The sequence below is a fragment of the Clostridium disporicum genome (assembly GCF_001405015.1).
GTDB classification, from domain to species: domain Bacteria; phylum Bacillota; class Clostridia; order Clostridiales; family Clostridiaceae; genus Clostridium; species Clostridium disporicum_B.
Map to the genome: position 1 here is coordinate 22,040 of NZ_CYZX01000007.1, position 17,188 is coordinate 39,227.

Annotated in this window: 22 protein-coding genes and 1 other RNA gene; 20 read left to right on the forward strand and 3 right to left on the reverse strand. The window is 27.1% G+C overall.

Features of this window, described 5'->3' with window-relative positions:
• Nucleotides 1–8: 8 nt before the first annotated feature.
• The 10 genes from ARA56_RS05920 to ARA56_RS05960 all read left to right on the forward strand — a co-directional run bounded on the left by ARA56_RS05920 (nt 9) and on the right by ARA56_RS05960 (nt 7,235).
• Nucleotides 9–332 (forward strand): hypothetical protein, encoded by a 324-nt coding sequence (locus ARA56_RS05920; protein WP_055264741.1) that lies wholly within the window; start codon nt 9–11, stop codon nt 330–332.
• Between the two features lie 127 nt (nt 333–459).
• The gene (locus ARA56_RS05925) at nt 460–1,077 is read left to right on the forward strand and encodes a hypothetical protein (protein WP_055264742.1); all 618 of its coding nucleotides are present in this window, start codon (nt 460–462) and stop codon (nt 1,075–1,077) included.
• Entirely contained in the window at nt 1,067–2,347 is a 1,281-nt protein-coding gene (locus tag ARA56_RS05930) for a clostripain-related cysteine peptidase (protein WP_055264743.1), read from the forward strand. Before ARA56_RS05925 ends, ARA56_RS05930 begins: the two co-directional genes overlap by 11 nt.
• Nucleotides 2,348–2,614: 267 nt before the next feature.
• Complete coding sequence (locus tag ARA56_RS05935; protein WP_055264744.1) at nt 2,615–3,142, forward strand: SprT-like domain-containing protein; 528 nt, start codon at nt 2,615–2,617, stop codon at nt 3,140–3,142.
• Between the two features lie 79 nt (nt 3,143–3,221).
• Nucleotides 3,222–3,488, forward strand: a complete 267-nt coding sequence (locus ARA56_RS05940; RefSeq protein WP_055264745.1) for a DUF1292 domain-containing protein — start codon at nt 3,222–3,224, stop codon at nt 3,486–3,488.
• A gap of 13 nt (nt 3,489–3,501) precedes the next feature.
• On the forward strand, nt 3,502–3,897 hold the full coding sequence (locus ARA56_RS05945; protein ID WP_055264746.1) for a hypothetical protein: 396 nt from the start codon (nt 3,502–3,504) through the stop codon (nt 3,895–3,897).
• A 68-nt stretch (nt 3,898–3,965) separates the two neighbouring features.
• Nucleotides 3,966–4,146: non-coding RNA, 6S RNA (ssrS, locus tag ARA56_RS16290), on the forward strand.
• A 564-nt stretch (nt 4,147–4,710) separates the two neighbouring features.
• On the forward strand, nt 4,711–4,902 hold the full coding sequence (locus ARA56_RS05950; RefSeq protein ID WP_055264747.1) for a DUF896 domain-containing protein: 192 nt from the start codon (nt 4,711–4,713) through the stop codon (nt 4,900–4,902).
• A gap of 15 nt (nt 4,903–4,917) precedes the next feature.
• Nucleotides 4,918–5,826: an HPr(Ser) kinase/phosphatase gene (gene hprK / locus ARA56_RS05955; protein WP_055264748.1), complete on the forward strand. Its 909-nt coding sequence runs from the start codon at nt 4,918–4,920 to the stop codon at nt 5,824–5,826.
• A 20-nt stretch (nt 5,827–5,846) separates the two neighbouring features.
• On the forward strand, nt 5,847–7,235 hold the full coding sequence (locus ARA56_RS05960) for an aminopeptidase (protein ID WP_055264749.1): 1,389 nt from the start codon (nt 5,847–5,849) through the stop codon (nt 7,233–7,235).
• Between the two features lie 153 nt (nt 7,236–7,388).
• Here the strand turns inward: ARA56_RS05960 and ARA56_RS05965 are convergent, their stop codons facing one another.
• A complete protein-coding gene (locus tag ARA56_RS05965; protein WP_055264751.1) occupies nt 7,389–8,213 on the reverse strand; it encodes a PHP domain-containing protein in 825 nt (274 codons plus the stop codon).
• A 118-nt stretch (nt 8,214–8,331) separates the two neighbouring features.
• Here ARA56_RS05965 and ARA56_RS05970 point away from each other — a divergent pair, with 118 nt between their 5' ends.
• From ARA56_RS05970 to folK, 7 genes are read left to right on the forward strand one after another with little or no spacing between them, the layout of a single operon-like run.
• Entirely contained in the window at nt 8,332–8,919 is a 588-nt protein-coding gene (locus ARA56_RS05970; RefSeq protein WP_055264754.1) for an anthranilate synthase component II, read from the forward strand.
• Nucleotides 8,920–8,922: 3 nt separating this feature from the next.
• On the forward strand, nt 8,923–10,293 hold the full coding sequence (pabB, locus tag ARA56_RS05975; protein ID WP_055264755.1) for an aminodeoxychorismate synthase component I: 1,371 nt from the start codon (nt 8,923–8,925) through the stop codon (nt 10,291–10,293).
• A complete protein-coding gene (locus tag ARA56_RS05980; RefSeq protein WP_055264757.1) occupies nt 10,293–11,045 on the forward strand; it encodes an aminotransferase class IV in 753 nt (250 codons plus the stop codon). Before pabB ends, ARA56_RS05980 begins: the two co-directional genes overlap by 1 nt.
• Nucleotides 11,046–11,600 (forward strand): GTP cyclohydrolase I FolE, encoded by a 555-nt coding sequence (gene folE / locus ARA56_RS05985; RefSeq protein ID WP_055264759.1) that lies wholly within the window; start codon nt 11,046–11,048, stop codon nt 11,598–11,600.
• Nucleotides 11,601–11,610: 10 nt separating this feature from the next.
• A complete protein-coding gene (locus ARA56_RS05990; protein WP_055264761.1) occupies nt 11,611–12,084 on the forward strand; it encodes an HD domain-containing protein in 474 nt (157 codons plus the stop codon).
• Nucleotides 12,085–12,133: 49 nt separating this feature from the next.
• Nucleotides 12,134–12,943, forward strand: coding sequence for a dihydropteroate synthase (folP, locus tag ARA56_RS05995; RefSeq protein WP_055264763.1), 810 nt, complete (start codon nt 12,134–12,136; stop codon nt 12,941–12,943).
• A gap of 9 nt (nt 12,944–12,952) precedes the next feature.
• Nucleotides 12,953–13,774: a 2-amino-4-hydroxy-6-hydroxymethyldihydropteridine diphosphokinase gene (gene folK, locus ARA56_RS06000; RefSeq protein WP_055264765.1), complete on the forward strand. Its 822-nt coding sequence runs from the start codon at nt 12,953–12,955 to the stop codon at nt 13,772–13,774.
• A gap of 62 nt (nt 13,775–13,836) precedes the next feature.
• Here the strand turns inward: folK and ARA56_RS06005 are convergent, their stop codons facing one another.
• A complete protein-coding gene (locus ARA56_RS06005) occupies nt 13,837–14,325 on the reverse strand; it encodes a DUF4883 family protein (RefSeq protein WP_055264767.1) in 489 nt (162 codons plus the stop codon).
• A gap of 229 nt (nt 14,326–14,554) precedes the next feature.
• Between ARA56_RS06005 and ARA56_RS06010 the strand changes: the two genes are divergently transcribed.
• From ARA56_RS06010 to ARA56_RS06015, 3 genes are all read left to right on the forward strand, one after another.
• Entirely contained in the window at nt 14,555–14,830 is a 276-nt protein-coding gene (locus ARA56_RS06010; RefSeq protein WP_055264769.1) for a hypothetical protein, read from the forward strand.
• 121 nt (nt 14,831–14,951) lie between these two features.
• Nucleotides 14,952–15,119, forward strand: coding sequence for a small, acid-soluble spore protein, alpha/beta type (locus ARA56_RS16295; RefSeq protein WP_070205664.1), 168 nt, complete (start codon nt 14,952–14,954; stop codon nt 15,117–15,119).
• 143 nt (nt 15,120–15,262) lie between these two features.
• On the forward strand, nt 15,263–15,721 hold the full coding sequence (locus ARA56_RS06015) for a DUF3284 domain-containing protein (protein ID WP_055264771.1): 459 nt from the start codon (nt 15,263–15,265) through the stop codon (nt 15,719–15,721).
• Nucleotides 15,722–15,831: 110 nt separating this feature from the next.
• Here ARA56_RS06015 and ARA56_RS06020 read toward each other — a convergent pair whose 3' ends face one another.
• On the reverse strand, nt 15,832–17,058 hold the full coding sequence (locus tag ARA56_RS06020) for an aminopeptidase (RefSeq protein WP_055264773.1): 1,227 nt from the start codon (nt 17,056–17,058) through the stop codon (nt 15,832–15,834).
• Between the last annotated feature and the right edge of the window lie 130 nt (nt 17,059–17,188).

The window sequence follows — 17,188 nt, forward strand, 5'->3', positions numbered from 1 at the left end:
GGAATATAATGTCATATGCATTAAAGTTTGTAGAAGTAGATTTAAGTAATGAATCAATAAAAGAAAAATCTGAAGTTCAAGTGCAAGATATTATTATTAAAGATGTAGAAGATATAATTATACATGGAAAAGTTTACGACAATAATAATAATCCAGTCGATCAAGCTGTAGTAAAAGTTTTTTATACAAATGATGATGGAAATGAAATAGGATATTGTCATGTGTTTACGGATAATGATGGAGAGTATATGGTTAATTTACCATATGAAATATTTAAGGATAAGAAGATTAAAATTAAAGCAGTTAAAGCTAATAAGCTAATAGATGAGTAGTTATAAGGATTATATAGACGTATATAAATTAGAAAGCAGAAACCCATAATAAGAATAGAAGCAAACTTATTATGGGATTTTCTTTATAAATAAAGTTGAATCATAAAAATGGAGAAGAGGTGAAAAAATGGGGAGGGAAATATTACTTAAACCAATATATCTAGAATTAAGTCAAGAACATACTATCAAGATAAAAAGAGATAGATATAAATATAATAGAGAGATTAATATTTATGGAAAAATATTTTATGATAATATACCAGTTAAAGGGGCTGTTGTAGTTCTTTTTCATATAATTAGAAATAAAAAGATACCGATAAGACGTTGTATTACAGATGAGAGTGGAAGTTATTATTTTAAATTTAATAATTGTAGTTATATAGACGAGATTATAGGGATAACCAGTTTTAAAGAGCTTAGAAAAATGAATAATAAGGGGTATGTACGTACTAAAAAATATAATATAGAAGTAAATGATATAAAAGATATAATATTATACGGAAAAGTTATAGATAATCATAAAAACCCTATTGAAGGAGCAATAGTAGCTGCTTTTTATGATGATGAAAATGAAATGCAAGCAATATGTCATACTTTTACTGATAAAGATGGAATTTATATATTAAATATAAAATATGATTTGTACAGAGATAAAAAAATTATAGTTAAAAGTGTTAATACAAGTAATTCTATAATTATGGATAGTAATAGTGAAGTTAATAAGGTAAGAAAAGATGAATATTGAGAGATGGACAATATTGATATATGCTAATGGTAATAATGAATTAGAGCCTGAAATAACTAAGGTTATAGAAAAACTTAAGATTGAAAATATAAAAGAAAATTTTAATATATTAGTACAATTGGCAAGAGCTGATGAAGAGTTAGTTGAAAAGTTAAGAGGAACTATAGATGAAAATCATAAGGATAGATGGCATGGAGTAAGAAGATATTTACTTAATGATAATGGAGCACATGAAGTAGAAGTTTTAGAAAATGTAAATATGGCTGATCCTACAACTCTTTATAATTTTCTTTTGTGGGGAATAAAAAATTATCCATCAGATTATGTGATGGTAGTATTATCAGGGCATGGGGCAGGATTTATTGGGGCGATGACTGATTTTACACATGGAAAACCATATTTAATGAGCTTAGATGGATTAGTAAATGTATTTTATAATTTATATAAAATGACAAATAAAAAAATTGAATTGTTACTTTTAGATAGTTGCTATATGAACTTAATAGAGGTTTGGTATGAGTTTGCCAATATTCCATTTAAACCAATTAAATACCTACTAGTAGCTCCTGACAATGTAAAGCTTGAAGGGATTTCTTATGTAGATTTTATTAGATATTTACAAGAAAAACTAGGAATATATAAAAAAAGTAAAATGGTTTTAATTGATGTTATTAAAGAATTTAATGAAGGTTCCAAAACTGAAGATGAGTTGATTTTGGTTAGTTTAGAAAAAGATAAATTTGAAAAATTAAAGAATTGTGTTAATAGTTTTGTGAAAATTATTAATGAAAACAATATAGATATTGAAAAAGAATTACAAAATAACTTAAAGTATGAAAAAATAAATCCATTTATCAGTGTGATGTGTTTAAGTAATATAATTAATTCACGGGTAGGATATAGTACTAATGAAATTAATAAAATGTTAGAAGTGCTTAAGAGGATAGTAATATATCCTAATATTGAAGAATTATCTAAGAATATTAATACAGGTCCAGTTATATATATGCCAGATAGTTTAGAGCAATTTAATGAGTTTAAACAAGCTTATACGAATTTATTATTTTTATCTCATAACAATTGGATAACAATTTTAGATAAAAATAGGGAAGAAGTAGTTAAGGAGAGTAAATATATAAAAAGATACGATATATTACCAAGACCAATAATTTTAAAACGAAAATATGTACTTTCTTCTATTTTAGAACAATGTAATGATATGTCAGTTAAAGAAGCTATAGCAATAGTAGAAATGTTAGGATGGGATTAACATTTCTAAATAGCTTTAAGTAAGAACTATTATTATAGTCTTTTTATAGCTTTTTATATATTATTAATTTAGTAATGAGAAAAAATTTTATTTTTAGCTATAGTTAATTTTATTAGAATTATTAACCTTAAGTATCTATAAGGTTAAACAGAAGTAAAAAATAATTTATTATAAAAGAAAAGTAGATTGTAAAATTAAAATCTACTTTTTTATGGTATTATTGAAAAATGAGTTATTATTTAAAAGTATTATATTGTGGAGAAATAAATGTATAAAAAGTGGACAATAAAAGAGATAAAAGAAGAATTAATTGATATAGGAATAAAATTAGAATATCCTACTAATTTAAAAGTTGAAATTTCAAATAGGGCAACTAAGAGAATGGGAGCTTTTTTTTATATAAAAGAAAAAGAATCAATAGTACCAATAAAATTTGTTTTTGCAAAGAGATTAATAGATGGAAATTATCCAGAGGAAGTTGTGAGGGAAGTAATAATACATGAATATCTTCATTATTATTGTGATACAAAAACAGGATTAAGCAATGGACATAATAAATTCTTTAAATCAATGTGTTTAAAATGTGGAATATCTAGTAAAGCAACATTTAGCTACAAAAGTATAAATGAAGATATATATATTAAAAAGCATGTTAAGATATATAATATATATTGTAGAAAATGTGGTAGATTAGTATGTGTACATAGGCGAAGAGATGCAGCTGAAAGAAAAATAAAAGGCTATATTTCTAAATGTTGTAATTCAAGATTAGAATGTAAAATAAATAATATTTAATGAAGATTAGCTTTATGGTTGTAGTATTTTATGTTTTGTATTATTATAATACCATTAATTAAACTAAAGGAGAAAAAGAATGGAAAAAGAAAACTTAGAACAAGAAGAAAAGCAAATTATGACATTTTTAGATGAAGAAGGAAATAAAGTGGAGTTTGAAGCTATTGCAAGAATATTCTTAGAAGAGCAAGAATATTTATTATTAGCTCCTGCAGATGATGAAGAGTCAGAAGATGTTTATGTATTTAGAATTGATAATGTAGAAGGCAAAGAAGAATTAAATCTTGTTGAAGATGACAAAGAGTTCTTAGCGGTTAAGAAAGAATATAAAAAATTACTTTATTAATTGGAGGATTTAAATGAAAGTTAATGAAATAGTGAGTTTTTTACAGGAAAATGAGCTTGGTGATGTAGAAATATTAAAATCAGAAAAAGATTTATTATTAGTAAACTTCTATTATGATTTTGATGAGGATTTATTAGCAGCAGCTAAAGCGTATGCTAAAGAAGAATGTGAAGATGAATCAAGTGAAGCATGGGAGAAAGAATATTACTTACCTTATTTATATGATTTTTGTAATGACGAAGTTTTATCTATAGTAGAAGATATAACAGAAGAGCTTAATATTGCAGGAGAGTTTATGGCATTCCAAATGAAGGATAGAACTGCTGAGTATGTACAGTTTATGGCTCTATTTACAAATGAAGATAGTGATATATCAATAGAAGAAGTGGTAAAGGATTACATTGGATAAAGTTTTCAATAATAAATTTTAAAATACCTATTGAACTTATAAATTTATTTGATATAATAAAATCATAATAAATCCTGAGATGTGCGCTTAGCTTATAATATTCAACCTACATTATATTTACGGGATTTGCAATAGATTTATAGATGTCGGGCTTCATTTAACATTAGAAGATGGCAGAAGTAAATTGCGCGAAACCCACCTGCGAGTTGCAGGTGTGAGTATATAAGTGACCGGCATGTCGGGACATGATTTGAGAATTAAACACCTCGTTAAGAGGTGTTTTTCTTTTTGTCTTATGGAATTTATTTAATTTAGATTAGCATAAGTAAATAATAGTATTTAAGCGGCTTTATATTTAGATATAGATTTCGAGGTTTTTTTCTTGTATTTAATATAGATTCGCTTTTGTTTTTTGCAAATTAATTTGTCCAAGTTTTGAGAAAGGTAAATAATAAGTATGTTACTTGGAGATAAATAATTAAGAAGAAAATTTAAGTAGATTTTATTTCTTTCGATTTTTCTATGTAACGACTTTGTTTTCATTTTTTCACATCCTTTTGATAAAATATTACATCTGTATAATAATTATAACAAATCTAGCCAAGATGTAAATTAAAACAATTATACAAAATTTTACAAAAACATACAAAATAAGGAAGAGTGAAGAGCTGGAAATTCTAAATATATAGTAGTTGAATAATAAAAATATAGAGAAAATAGTAGAGTAAAATAAAAATAACTAACTAAGTTGATAATATTGATAAATAAATGTAAAATAAGAGTAAATACACAAGAAGAAAGGAAGAAAATATAATGGATTATACAAAAGCACCAATAGATGATGTTATAAAAAGAATAAATGAATTATATAAAAAAAGTAAAGAAGAAGGATTAAACGAAGAGGAAAAAGAAGAACAGCAAAAGCTAAGAAGAAGATATATTGATAATGTCAAAGCAAATTTTAGAGTTCAATTAGAGGGTGTTGAATTAAAGAAAAAGCAATAGTTTAAGGAGAGTAAAATGTCAGTTGCAGTAGAGAAATTAATTAAGGACTTTGATTTAGAAGTTTTAGTCCAAGGTGATGAAAGTGTAGAAATTTCAGTAAACGATATTAATCGACCAGGATTACAATTGGCTGGATTTTATAACTATTTTGCCCCAGAAAGATTACAGGTAATAGGTAAAGCAGAATGGTTTTTTCTAGATGCTATGCAAACAGAGTTACGTAAGAAAAGAGTTGAAAAATATTTCAGCTTTAAATCAAATTGTATAGTAATAACTAGAGGATTAGAACCACACGAGGAATTTGTTAAGGCAGCTAAGAAAAATAAAACTTGGTTATTAAGAAGTAATATGGTTACTACTAATTTTATTAGTAAAATGACAATGTATTTAGCTGACAAATTTGCACCAGAAACTAGATTGCATGGTGTATTAGTAGACGTGTATGGTATTGGAATATTAATAACAGGAGAAAGTGGAATAGGCAAAAGTGAAACTGCTTTAGAGCTTATTAAGAGAGGTCATAGACTTGTTACAGATGATGCAGTAGATATAAGAGAGATAGATGGATCATTAATAGGGACATCACCAAGAATTACTATAGGGATGTTAGAGGTTAGAGGAATAGGAATAATTGATATTCCATCACTATATGGAGTAAGTTCAATACTTCAATCAAAAAGTATTAATCTTATAATGCACTTTGAACACTGGAAAGATGATGGAGATTATGATAGACTAGGAACTAACCAAGATGCTCAGGAAATTCTTGGGGTAAATGTGAGAAAATTGAGAATTCCTATAAGACCAGGAAGAAATATTGCTGTTATTATTGAAGCTGCAGCTGTTAACTATAGACATTCATTAATGTCTGATGTAACACCTGTAGATATAATAGAAAGTAGAATGGCTAAAGATAGCAATTAAAATTAAATGGGGGTATAAAAATGAGTGAAGAAAAAACTAAAAATGCATGGTTAAAATTTGATGAAAAAGGAAGACTAGACATTTTTAATTTCTGTGAGGGCTATAAAAATTATATGTCAGTATGTAAAACAGAAAGAGAATCAGTTTTGGAAGCTATAAGATTAGCAGAAGAAAAAGGTTATAAGGATTTAAATTTAGTAATTAAGAATGGTGAAACTTTAAAAAGTGGAGATAAGGTTTATTTGAATAATAAAGATAAGGCTTTAGTACTATTCTTAATCGGTAATGAACCAATAGAAAATGGTATGAGAATAATAGGTTCTCACGTAGATTCACCTAGATTAGATTTAAAACAACATACTTTATATGAAGATGGTCAAATGGCTTTAATGGATACTCACTATTATGGAGGTATCAAAAAGTATCAATGGATAGCTTTACCTTTAGCAATTCATGGAGTTGTAGTTAAAAAAGACGGAACAAAGATAGATGTAGTAATAGGAGAAGATGATAACGATCCTGTAGTAGGAATATCAGATCTTTTAGTTCATCTGTCTGGAGAACAACTTCAAAAGAAAGCAAATGAAGTTATTCATGGTGAAGATTTAAATGTTCTTGTAGGAAATATTCCTCTAGAAGGAAAAGAAAATGATGCTGTAAAAGCAAATATATTGAAACTACTTAAGGATAAATATGATTTTGAAGAAGAGGACTTTATATCTGCTGAAATAGAAGTAGTACCTGCTGGAAAAGCAAGAGATTTAGGTTTAGATAGAAGTATGGTAATGGCATATGGACAAGATGATAGAATATGTGCATATACTTCTCTTATGGCTTTATTAGATTTAGATAAAGTAGAAAAAACTTCTGTTATATTACTAGTTGATAAAGAAGAAGTAGGTAGTCAAGGGGCTACAGGAATGCATTCTAGATTTTTTGAAAATGCAGTAGCTGAAATAATGGATAGATTGGGACAATATTCAGAACTAAAACTAAGACGTGCTTTATCTAATTCAGCTATGTTATCAGCAGATGTAACAGCTGCTTTTGATCCTAATTACGCTTCTGCTTATGAAAGAAAAAATACTGCTTACTTTGGAAGAGGGCTAGTATTTAGCAAGTATACTGGAGCAAGAGGTAAATCAGGATGTAATGATGCAAATCCAGAGTTTATAGCTTGGCTTAGAAATATAATGGATAAAAATAATATAGCTTATCAAACAGCTGAACTTGGAAAAGTAGACCAAGGTGGCGGAGGTACTATTGCTTATATTTTAGCAGAGTACAATATGGAAGTTATTGATTGTGGAGTAGCACTTCAAAATATGCATGCACCATGGGAAGTTTCAAGCAAGGTAGATATCTACGAAACAATGAGAGGGTACAAAACTTTCTTAATTGAAAAATAAAGAAATCTTAAAACTACCTTCATAAACTTAGTGTTTTAGTAGAACTAGGAATATAAATTATCTCAATAACTAATACTAAAGCGTAGTTAGGTGATAAAGAGAGATTAAATAATAAAGATAAAAGCTAGAAGATTTTTCTCTTCTAGCTTTTATTTATTTTACTGAATTAATGAATTTCTCTAAGCTTTCCTCATCAAGTGACATAGAGCCTAATGAACCATGTCCATTATCCTCTTCCATACCATGAGAGTCAGAGCCACAAGAAATTAGTAAGTTATTTTTGTTTGCAAACTTTCTGAATTTTTTTTCTTCATCAGGAGTATTTAATGCATATACTGCTTCAAGACCATCTATACCAAGAGGTAAAATATCATTGACTGATATTTTTTTTAGTAAAACAGGATGTGCTAAGAATACTTTAGCATTATATTTTCTTAAAAGAGATATTCCTTCTTCTGTAGACATTTTATTAGCTGGAATATAGGCTGGGCAATCATCACCTATAAAGTTTTTAAATATATAGTCATAATCATAAGGATAACCAGCTTCGATAATAGTTTTAGCTATATGAGGTCTAGCAATAGTATCTTTTCCATTTTTTAAAACATCTTCTACTTTAATTTCGATGTTATTAAATTTTTTAAGTCTAGCTACTATTTCTTCTGCTCTTCTTATACGCTTATCTTTTAATTCTTGTAAAAAATTATTTAGTTCAGTATCTTTATAATCATCACCTTTAAAAAAGCCAAGAAGGTGAACAGTTTCTTTATTATGAGAAGTAGAAAGCTCTATTCCAGGAATAAAAGTCATTCCTAAACTCTCTGCCATATTTTTAGCCTCATCTATACCAGTTAATGTATCATGGTCTGTTAATGCTAAATATTTAACTCCCTTATCAAAAGATTTTTTTACTACTTCTGATGGAGAAAATGAGCCGTCTGAAGCTGTTGAATGAGTGTGAAAATCACATTTTACCATAATTACTGTAATCTCCTTTCAAGTAATTGTTTTTTGTCATAGAAAGCTATGATATAATTTATTCATTATTTATTTTAGCATAAAAGATAAAATAATGGCGAAGAATTTGGAGGAATTTATGTTTTTAATGATAGATAATTATGACTCTTTTGTTTATAATCTTATAAGATATTTTGAAGAACTTAACGAAGAAGTTGTAGTATATAGAAATGATAAAATAACATTAAAAGAAATAGAAGATATGGGTTTAGAAGGAATAATAATTTCTCCGGGACCTAAAGCGCCTAAAGATGCAGGATTAAGCTTAAATATTATTGATAGGTTCAAAAGTGAAGTACCAATATTAGGGATATGCCTTGGACATCAATGTATAGGACATTATTTTGGAGGAAATATAATTAAAGGTAAAGAACCAGTACATGGGAAAATAAGCTATATAGTACATAGTGGGGAAAAGATTTTTAAAAATGTAAAAAGTCCATTAAGAGTTACTAGATATCACTCGCTTATTGTAGATAATGAAAGTTTTCCAAGTTGTTTAGAGATTACTAGTAAGACAGAAGATGATGTAATTATGGGGATTAGACATAGAGATTATCATATTTATGGGTTGCAGTTCCATCCAGAAGCAGAGATGACTGAAGATGGACACACTATGTTAAAAAATTTTATAGATATATGTAAAAACTATAAAAAGAGAGGTTAATAGATGAAGTTTAAGATAGAAGAGTTTTCAACGGATTTGAATGTATTTGAAGTTTATAATTGCGTTAAAGATAATAATAGTATATTACTTGATAGTTCAAAGGAAGATAAGGATTTATCAAAGTACTCATTTATAGGATTAAATTCATTTTTGACATTCGAAGCTTATGGTGAAAATTCCTATGTTAATGGAGAAAAAGTTAAAGGAGATCCTTTTTTAGTATTAGAAGAATTAATAAAAAAATATAGCTTTAAATACGATATAGAATTACCTTTAGTCGGTGGTACTATTGGGTATATTTCTTATGATGCGGGAAGAATAATTGAAGATATTCAAGATTTTTCAAAAGAAGATTTTAAAATTCCAGATATAAGATTCAAATTCTATGATAATATAATAATATTTGATCATATGAATAATAAAAAATATATAACTGCTTTAGGTATAAAAGAAGATTCTACTGAAAGTATTAATATTATAATAGACAAGATATATAAATTTGATAAGATATATAAATCAGAAGATTTATATAATGAGCAAGTTGTTGATAAAAAAATAGATAATAAATTTTACTCAAATTTTTCAAAAGAAGAATATATTGATAAAATTAAGAAACTAAAAGAGTATATAAGAAGTGGAGATGTATATATAGCGAATATGACTCAAAGATTTTTTTGTGAGTCTAATGAAGATGCTATTAATATTTATAAAAATTTGAGAGAGATAAATAAAGCACCGTTTTCGGTATTTGCAAATTATGATGATTTTCAAATAATATCGTCATCACCAGAGCGATTTATTCAAATTAAAGATAGAAAAGCCCATACTAGACCTATTAAAGGGACAAGACCTAGAGGGAAAGATAAAAAGGAAGACTTATTAAATAAGGAAGCATTAATTAATAGTGAAAAAGATAAAGCAGAGCTATTGATGGTAGTAGACTTAGAGAGAAATGATTTTAGTAAGGTGTGTAAGCCACATACGGTAAAGGTCACTGAGTTATTTAAATTAGAAGAATATGCTACAGTGTTTCATCTTGTTTCAACAATAGAAGGAGAATTGAAGGATGAAATATCGGAAGTTAAATTTATAAGAGAGTGTTTTCCAGGGGGATCTATTACAGGTACTCCTAAAATAAGAGCTATGGAAATAATTGAAGAGTTAGAGATGTTAAAGAGAAATATTTATACAGGATGTATAGGATATTTTGATTTTAGGGGAAATTCTGATTTTAATATTGCTATAAGAACTATTATAAAGAAAGAGAATAAAGCTTACTTTGGTGTTGGTGGAGGAATAACTTATGATTCTATTGAAGAGGACGAATATGAGGAAACACTAGATAAAGCAAAAGCATTAATGAAGGTGTTATAGTGAGAAAAATAATTTTTAATGATGATAAGGCTTTAATAGATACTGGAATATTCTTTGGAAGAGGAGTATTTGAAACGATATTATTAAAAGGTAAGCCACATTTTTTGAATGAGCATATTGAAAGATTAAATGATGGAATTACAAAGTTGTCTTTAGGAGGCCATATAACTTCAGATATGGTTTTAGAAAAAATAAATGAGTACAAACTAGACAACTTAGCGTTAAAAATAGTTGTTACTGAGAAAAATATAATTTTTTCTACTAGAGAGATTAAATATAAAGCTGAAAATTATGAACAAGGATTTAAAGTTAAATTATCAAATAATATAAGAAATAGTAAATCATGTTTAACTTATATTAAATCTATTAATTATCTGGATAATTTATTAGAATATGAAAAGGCACAAAAAGAAGAATATAATGAGGTGCTTTTTTTAAATGAAAATAATAAGTTATCAGAAGGATCTACTACAAATGTTTTTATAGTTAAAGATAATAAAATTTACACGCCTTCTGAAAAATGTGGTTTATTAAGTGGTATTATAAGAAAATATGTAATAGATAATTTTAAAGTTTATGAAAAGGAAATATCTAAAGAAGAATTGCTAAATGCTGATGAAGTATTTCTAACTAATTCACTTGTAGGAGTAATTAAAGTTTCAGAAATCGAAGGTTGTAAATTTAGAAATAGAGTTACAGAAAAAGTTAGAAAAGCTTATGAAGAGTATATAGGTATTAGGGAGGAAAATTAAATGGATAGAGAAAAGATATTAGAAGGTGCTAGGCTTATATTAGAAGGTATAGGTGAAGATGTAAATAGAGAAGGGCTTTTAGAAACTCCAGATAGAATAGCTAGAATGTATGAAGAAATATTTGGAGGACTAGGGAAAGATGCAAAGGAGATTTTATCAAAAACTTTTGAAGTTGATAACGATGATCTTGTAATAGAAAAAGATATTACTTTCTTTTCTATGTGCGAGCATCACTTAGTACCTTTTTATGGAAAGGCACATATAGCATATATACCAAATGGAAGAGTTGCAGGACTTTCAAAGCTTGCAAGAACTGTTGAGCTTTATTCTAAAAAACCACAGTTACAAGAAAGATTAACATCAGAAATAGCAGATGCTATAATGGATAATTTAAATGCTAAAGGAGCTATGGTTGTAATTGAAGGTGAGCATATGTGTATGACTATGAGAGGTGTTAAAAAACCTGGAGCTAAAACTATTACAACAACATATAGAGGTGTATTTAAAGAAGATTTAAACTTAAGAAAAGAAACACTTGGATTAATTAAGAGTTAGGGAGGTTGTTTTGAAAAAGGTAAATGATATTTTAAATAATACTTTATATAAAGAAAACTTAGAAAAACTTTTGAAGTATGAAGAAAAGAGAGAGTTTTGTAGACATGATTTAAAACATTTTATTGATATGGCTAGAATTGCATATATTATGGTTTTAGAAAAAGGATTACCATACTCTAAAGAGTTAATATATGCTATAGGTTTATTACATGATATAGGAAGAGTGAAGCAATACGAGGAAGGAATTCCTCATCATATCGCAAGTGTTGAGTTGAGTAAAGAAATATTAAAAAAAATAGATTTTACAGAAGAAGAGAAAAATATAATAATAAAATCTATCCAAAATCACCGTAAAGAGGCTGATGACGAACTAAGCTTAATAATATACAGAAGTGATAAACTTTCAAGAGAATGCTTTAACTGCAAAGCAATAAATGATTGCTATTGGAGTGACGAAAAGAAAAACTTAAAAATCAATTACTAACTAGTAATTCTTAATCATTAACTGTCAACTAAAGTAAAGGGGTTGTATTATGAAAATAGGAAATAAAGAATTTAATCTAGGAGAAAGAACATATATTATGGGAATTCTTAATGTAACACCAGATTCTTTCTCAGATGGTGGTAAATATAATGAAGTGGAAGAGGCAGTAAAGCATGCTAAAGAACTTGTAGATGCTGGAGCTGATATAATAGATATAGGTGGAGAGTCCACTAGACCAGGAGCTTTATATGTAACTGAAGATGAAGAAATAGAAAGAGTAGTGCCTATAATAAAAGCTATAAAGGAAAATTTAGATATAACAATATCTATTGATACATATAAGAGTAAAACAGCAGAAGCTGCAATAAAAGCAGGTGCTGATATAATAAATGATGTATGGGGATTTAAAAAAGATAAAGACATGGCAAAAGTTGCTGCAAAGTATAAAGTACCTTGTATATTGATGCATAATAGAGAAGAGAAGCCTTATAAAAATCTTATGGAAGATGTTTTAGAAGATTTAAAGGAAAGTATAAATCTTGCATTAGAAGCTGGAGTTAAAAATGAAAATATAATTTTAGATCCAGGAATAGGATTTGCTAAGACTTATGAAGAGAATCTTTCTGTTATGAATAATGTTGATAAACTTAAGGAGTTAGGATATCCAGTTCTTTTAGGTACATCTAGAAAGTCAATGATAGGATTAACATTAAATCTTCCGGTAAATGAAAGAGTAGAAGGAACAATAGCCACAACTGTAATTGGAATAATGAAGGGCTGCGAATTTATTAGAGTACATGATGTTCTTGAAAATAAGAGAGCGGCAGTTATGACTGATAAAATTATTAAGGCAAAGTAGGGTAAGATGATGGATAAAGTATATTTAAAAGATATTGAAATTTTTGCAAATCATGGAGTATTTAAAGAAGAAAAAGTATTAGGACAGAAGTTTATTCTTTCATTAGAGTTATCTTTAGATTTTAAGGAAAGTGCTGTTAGTAATGATTTAACTAAGTCGGTTCATTATGGAGAGCTTTGTCATAAGGTAGAAAAGCTTTTTCAAGAAGAGAGCTGTGATTTGATTGAAACTGTAGTAGATAAAATTGCAAAGTTTGTTTTGGAAGAATATAAAATTGTAAATGAAGTTAAAGTATTATTAAAAAAGCCATGGGCACCTATAAATAGACATTTAGATTATGCAGCTGTAGAAACTACAAGAAAGAGAAGCGTTGCTTATATAGCATTAGGAAGCAATATAGGAGATAAAAAGAAGTATATAGAAGATGCTATAGTTAAAATAGCAGAAATTAAACATGTTGAAGTTATAAAAGAAGCTGAAATAATAGATACAAAGCCATGGGGTTATGAAGAACAAGATGATTTTTTAAATACTGCAATAGGAGTTGAAACACTTCTAACACCTAAAGAGTTGATGAAAGAACTTTTAAGAATTGAAAAAGAGTTAGATAGAGTTAGAGAGTTAAGATGGGGACCTAGAACAATTGATCTAGATATAATACTTTTTGATGACATAGTTAGTAATGATGAATTTATAATAATACCTCATCCACAAATGCATCTAAGAGAATTTGTTTTAGAGCCACTAAATGAAATTGCTCCATATGCAATACATCCTTTAAAAAATAAGAGGATTTTTGAATTATTAAATGACTTAAAAAATAAAAAATAGGTGATACTAATTTTCGTAGTATCACCTATTAATATAATAATATAAAAATTAAATAACATGGTTTAGTTATTATCTCTTTGGTGTGATTTATTTACTATATAAGAGCAAAATGAATAAAGGTTATTATAAGTTGAAACACCTTTCATAGATATTTTATCCTCTTCAAAATTTCCATCCCAAGGATAAAGGGTAATGGAAGAGGTATCATATACATTTATTATAAATTTTTCATGTGCAAATTCTATACAGAGTTCATATTTTGCTTTGTCAGTTGTTTCTAAGTCAGTTAGGTAATTATCATTATTTAAAGATTCGAAAAAGTTTAGAAGAATATCTTTATCTTCTTCATCTACAGTATAATATTTGTAGAAATCTGTATCAAATACCTTTAATGTAAAAGGTTCATTGATTTTTAAGTTTTTATATATTAAGCTTGAATAATAATAATCATTAGGTTTAGATTTAAAATTTAAGTATCTTGGATTATCAAACATACATCCTTGTAATGATAAAATAAGAATAGTTATTATAATAAATTTAAAGTATTTCATTTTTACCTCCATAATAAGTAGACTTATTAAAACTTATTCTTATATGTATTTATTTAGAACATATACTATTATTAAGGTAAAATTAATTTTAAATATAATTATAATTATGATAAAGGTAAAGGGTAATAACAACTGCTTTAAAAAATAAAAAATAACTCATATCTTGCAAAGATATAAAAATAATAGTATAATAGCATAGAAAATAAAATTTAGGATTGAGGTTGATGTAATGAATAGTACGTTTAAATCTATAATATTTACTGGAATAGGATTAGCTATATTTTTTGCAATATCTTGGTTATTCATTAGTATAGTACCATATCTATTAGTAGGTGGGTTAATAATATATATAGTAGTAAAGTTTAGAAAATACTTTAATAATAAAAATAAAGGTTCAAATAATCAAAATGGAACTGAAACAGTTTATGAAAGTTCTAATGTACAAGCAGATTATTATAACGAAAATGAAAAAGTTATAGATGTAGATTATAAAGAAATGGATTAGTGAGAATAATATTCTCACTTTTTTTATATTAATAAAACTTTCTTTTGTTAAATAATTATAAAAAAATATATACTACATAAAATATTATGGAAATCTATTTTATAAAACAAAGGAGAAAGTTATGGCACACAAAAATAATAAAAATTCAAAAGATAATAAAAAAGCTGGGAAAAAGACTAAAGCAGAACTAAAAGAAATGAAAGTAGAAACTGCTAATGAGATAGGGTATTCAAAAGAATCAAGAAAACTTGGAAGAGATAAACCAAGAAAACCAGAGGCACAAGCTTAAGGAATATTATCAGAATGGCAAATAGTAAATTGATTTATATTTACTATTTGTCATTTGTAATTATTTACACTTTGTTTATAGATTTTTGTTGAATTTTCTGTCATAATACATTATGTAAAGATTTATAAGGTAGGTTGATTAAAATGAGCAAATTTACAGTAAGTACAGTTATAGCATATCCATTAGAAGAAGTTTTTGATAATTTTATACAATTAGCTAAAGAACCTTTTAATAAATTTAATGAAGAAAATCCAATAGGGGCAAAGAGTAAAAGAGTTGCAAGAAAAACAAAAAGCGGAGATATTTATATGGAAACATCCGTTACAGATTATATAAAAAATGAGGTTTATGAAACAAGAACTATGTTTCTTAGCTCTAAGTATACAGGAAGATATGAATTTAAAGATGCTGGAGATGATTGTACAGAGATAATATTAACTGAAAGTCAAGATCTTTATGGAATTATGAATAAGATTGGATTTGTATTTCAATCATTAACAGCTAAGAAAAAGATTAAAAAGAAGCTTGATAATACAATAAATGCGTTAGAAGATAAAATAATAAAAGAAAGAAATAAAAGCGAAAATAAAAAAGTAAAATAGAGTTAACTTATTAAAATACCCTGTCTAAATGTGAGACAGGGTATTTTATATTTAAGAAGCTGAAGAGTCATTTTTCGTTAATTCTTAATTTTTAACTATTAATTAACTGATTAAAACGCCCAATTTCCATTTTTAAAAACTTGTATAACTTCACCAGATTCAGTTAATCCTGTAATAGATAAATCTTCTGTTCCAATCATAAAATCAACGTGAATATTAGATTCATTAGTTCCTCTTTCTTCTAACTCTTCTTTAGTTAAAGTGTCAGCATCTTTAAAGCAAGGATATGCTTTACCAAAAGCAAGATGGCATGCTGCATTTTCATCAAATAATGTATTGTAGAATATTAGGTTAGAATTTGAAATAGGTGAATCATAAGGAACAAGGGCAACTTCACCTAAGTATTTAGCTCCTTCATCACTATCTAACATTTGTTTTAATACTTCATATCCCTCTTCGGCAGTAAAATCTATAACTTTACCATCTTTAAAAGTAATAGAGAAATTATCTATTAAATTACCACCATAGCTTAAAGGCTTAGAAGAGTAAACTATACCATTAACGCCATCTTTCTTTGGAAGAGTAAAAGCTTCTTCTGTAGGTATGTTTGCATTAAAGCCAATTCCTGAAGCACTTTCTTCTAATCCGCCAGCCCATGTATGGTTATAAGGTAGTTCTACAGTTAAATTAGTTCCTTTAGAATTAGTTAAAGTAAGGCTTTTAAAATTCTTTGAATTTAAGAAATCAAGATTCTTTTTAAGTTCAGCATTATGTTCATCCCAAGCTTTTATTGGATCTTCAGTAGTTACTCTACTAGCATCTAATATAGCTTTAAATAATTTTTCAAAAGCTTCATCATCTGATAAGTTAGGGAATACTTTTTTAGCCCATGGCATTGTTGGGTAAGATAATACACACCAACGATTTTTATTACTCATAGAGTTTTCATAGTATTCCTTTAAAGCAAGACTTCTAGCTTTCTGATGAGCACCTATTTTATCTACAGAAATCCCTTTTAATCCATCAGGATCATTAGCAGAAATAGAAATAAAACAAGCACCAATTCTTGAATAGTAGTTATAGCTTTCACCAAACCATTCAGGAACATTAGAAATAGTTTCAATAGAGCTATTTTCAAGCTTGATCTTAGTAAGTTGTTGGTCGCCATAGTGAACTACTACATCTTTAGCACCTGATTTGTAAGCTTCTTCAGTTATCAGTCTAGCAAATTCAGCAGTTTCTATTGGTGAATTTATTACAAGGGTATCACCATTTTGAATATTTACTCCAGTTTTAACTGCAAGTTTTGCGTATTTTCTTAATAAATCATTATTCATAGTGTGTCCTCCTAAATTTTAGTAATTTATTTATTATTATATCATAGTTAAATAGAAATAATAAAATTTTACGAATTTACATAAAAAATTATTGTTAATCAGTTTATTACCTTGTAAGAATTGATTATTA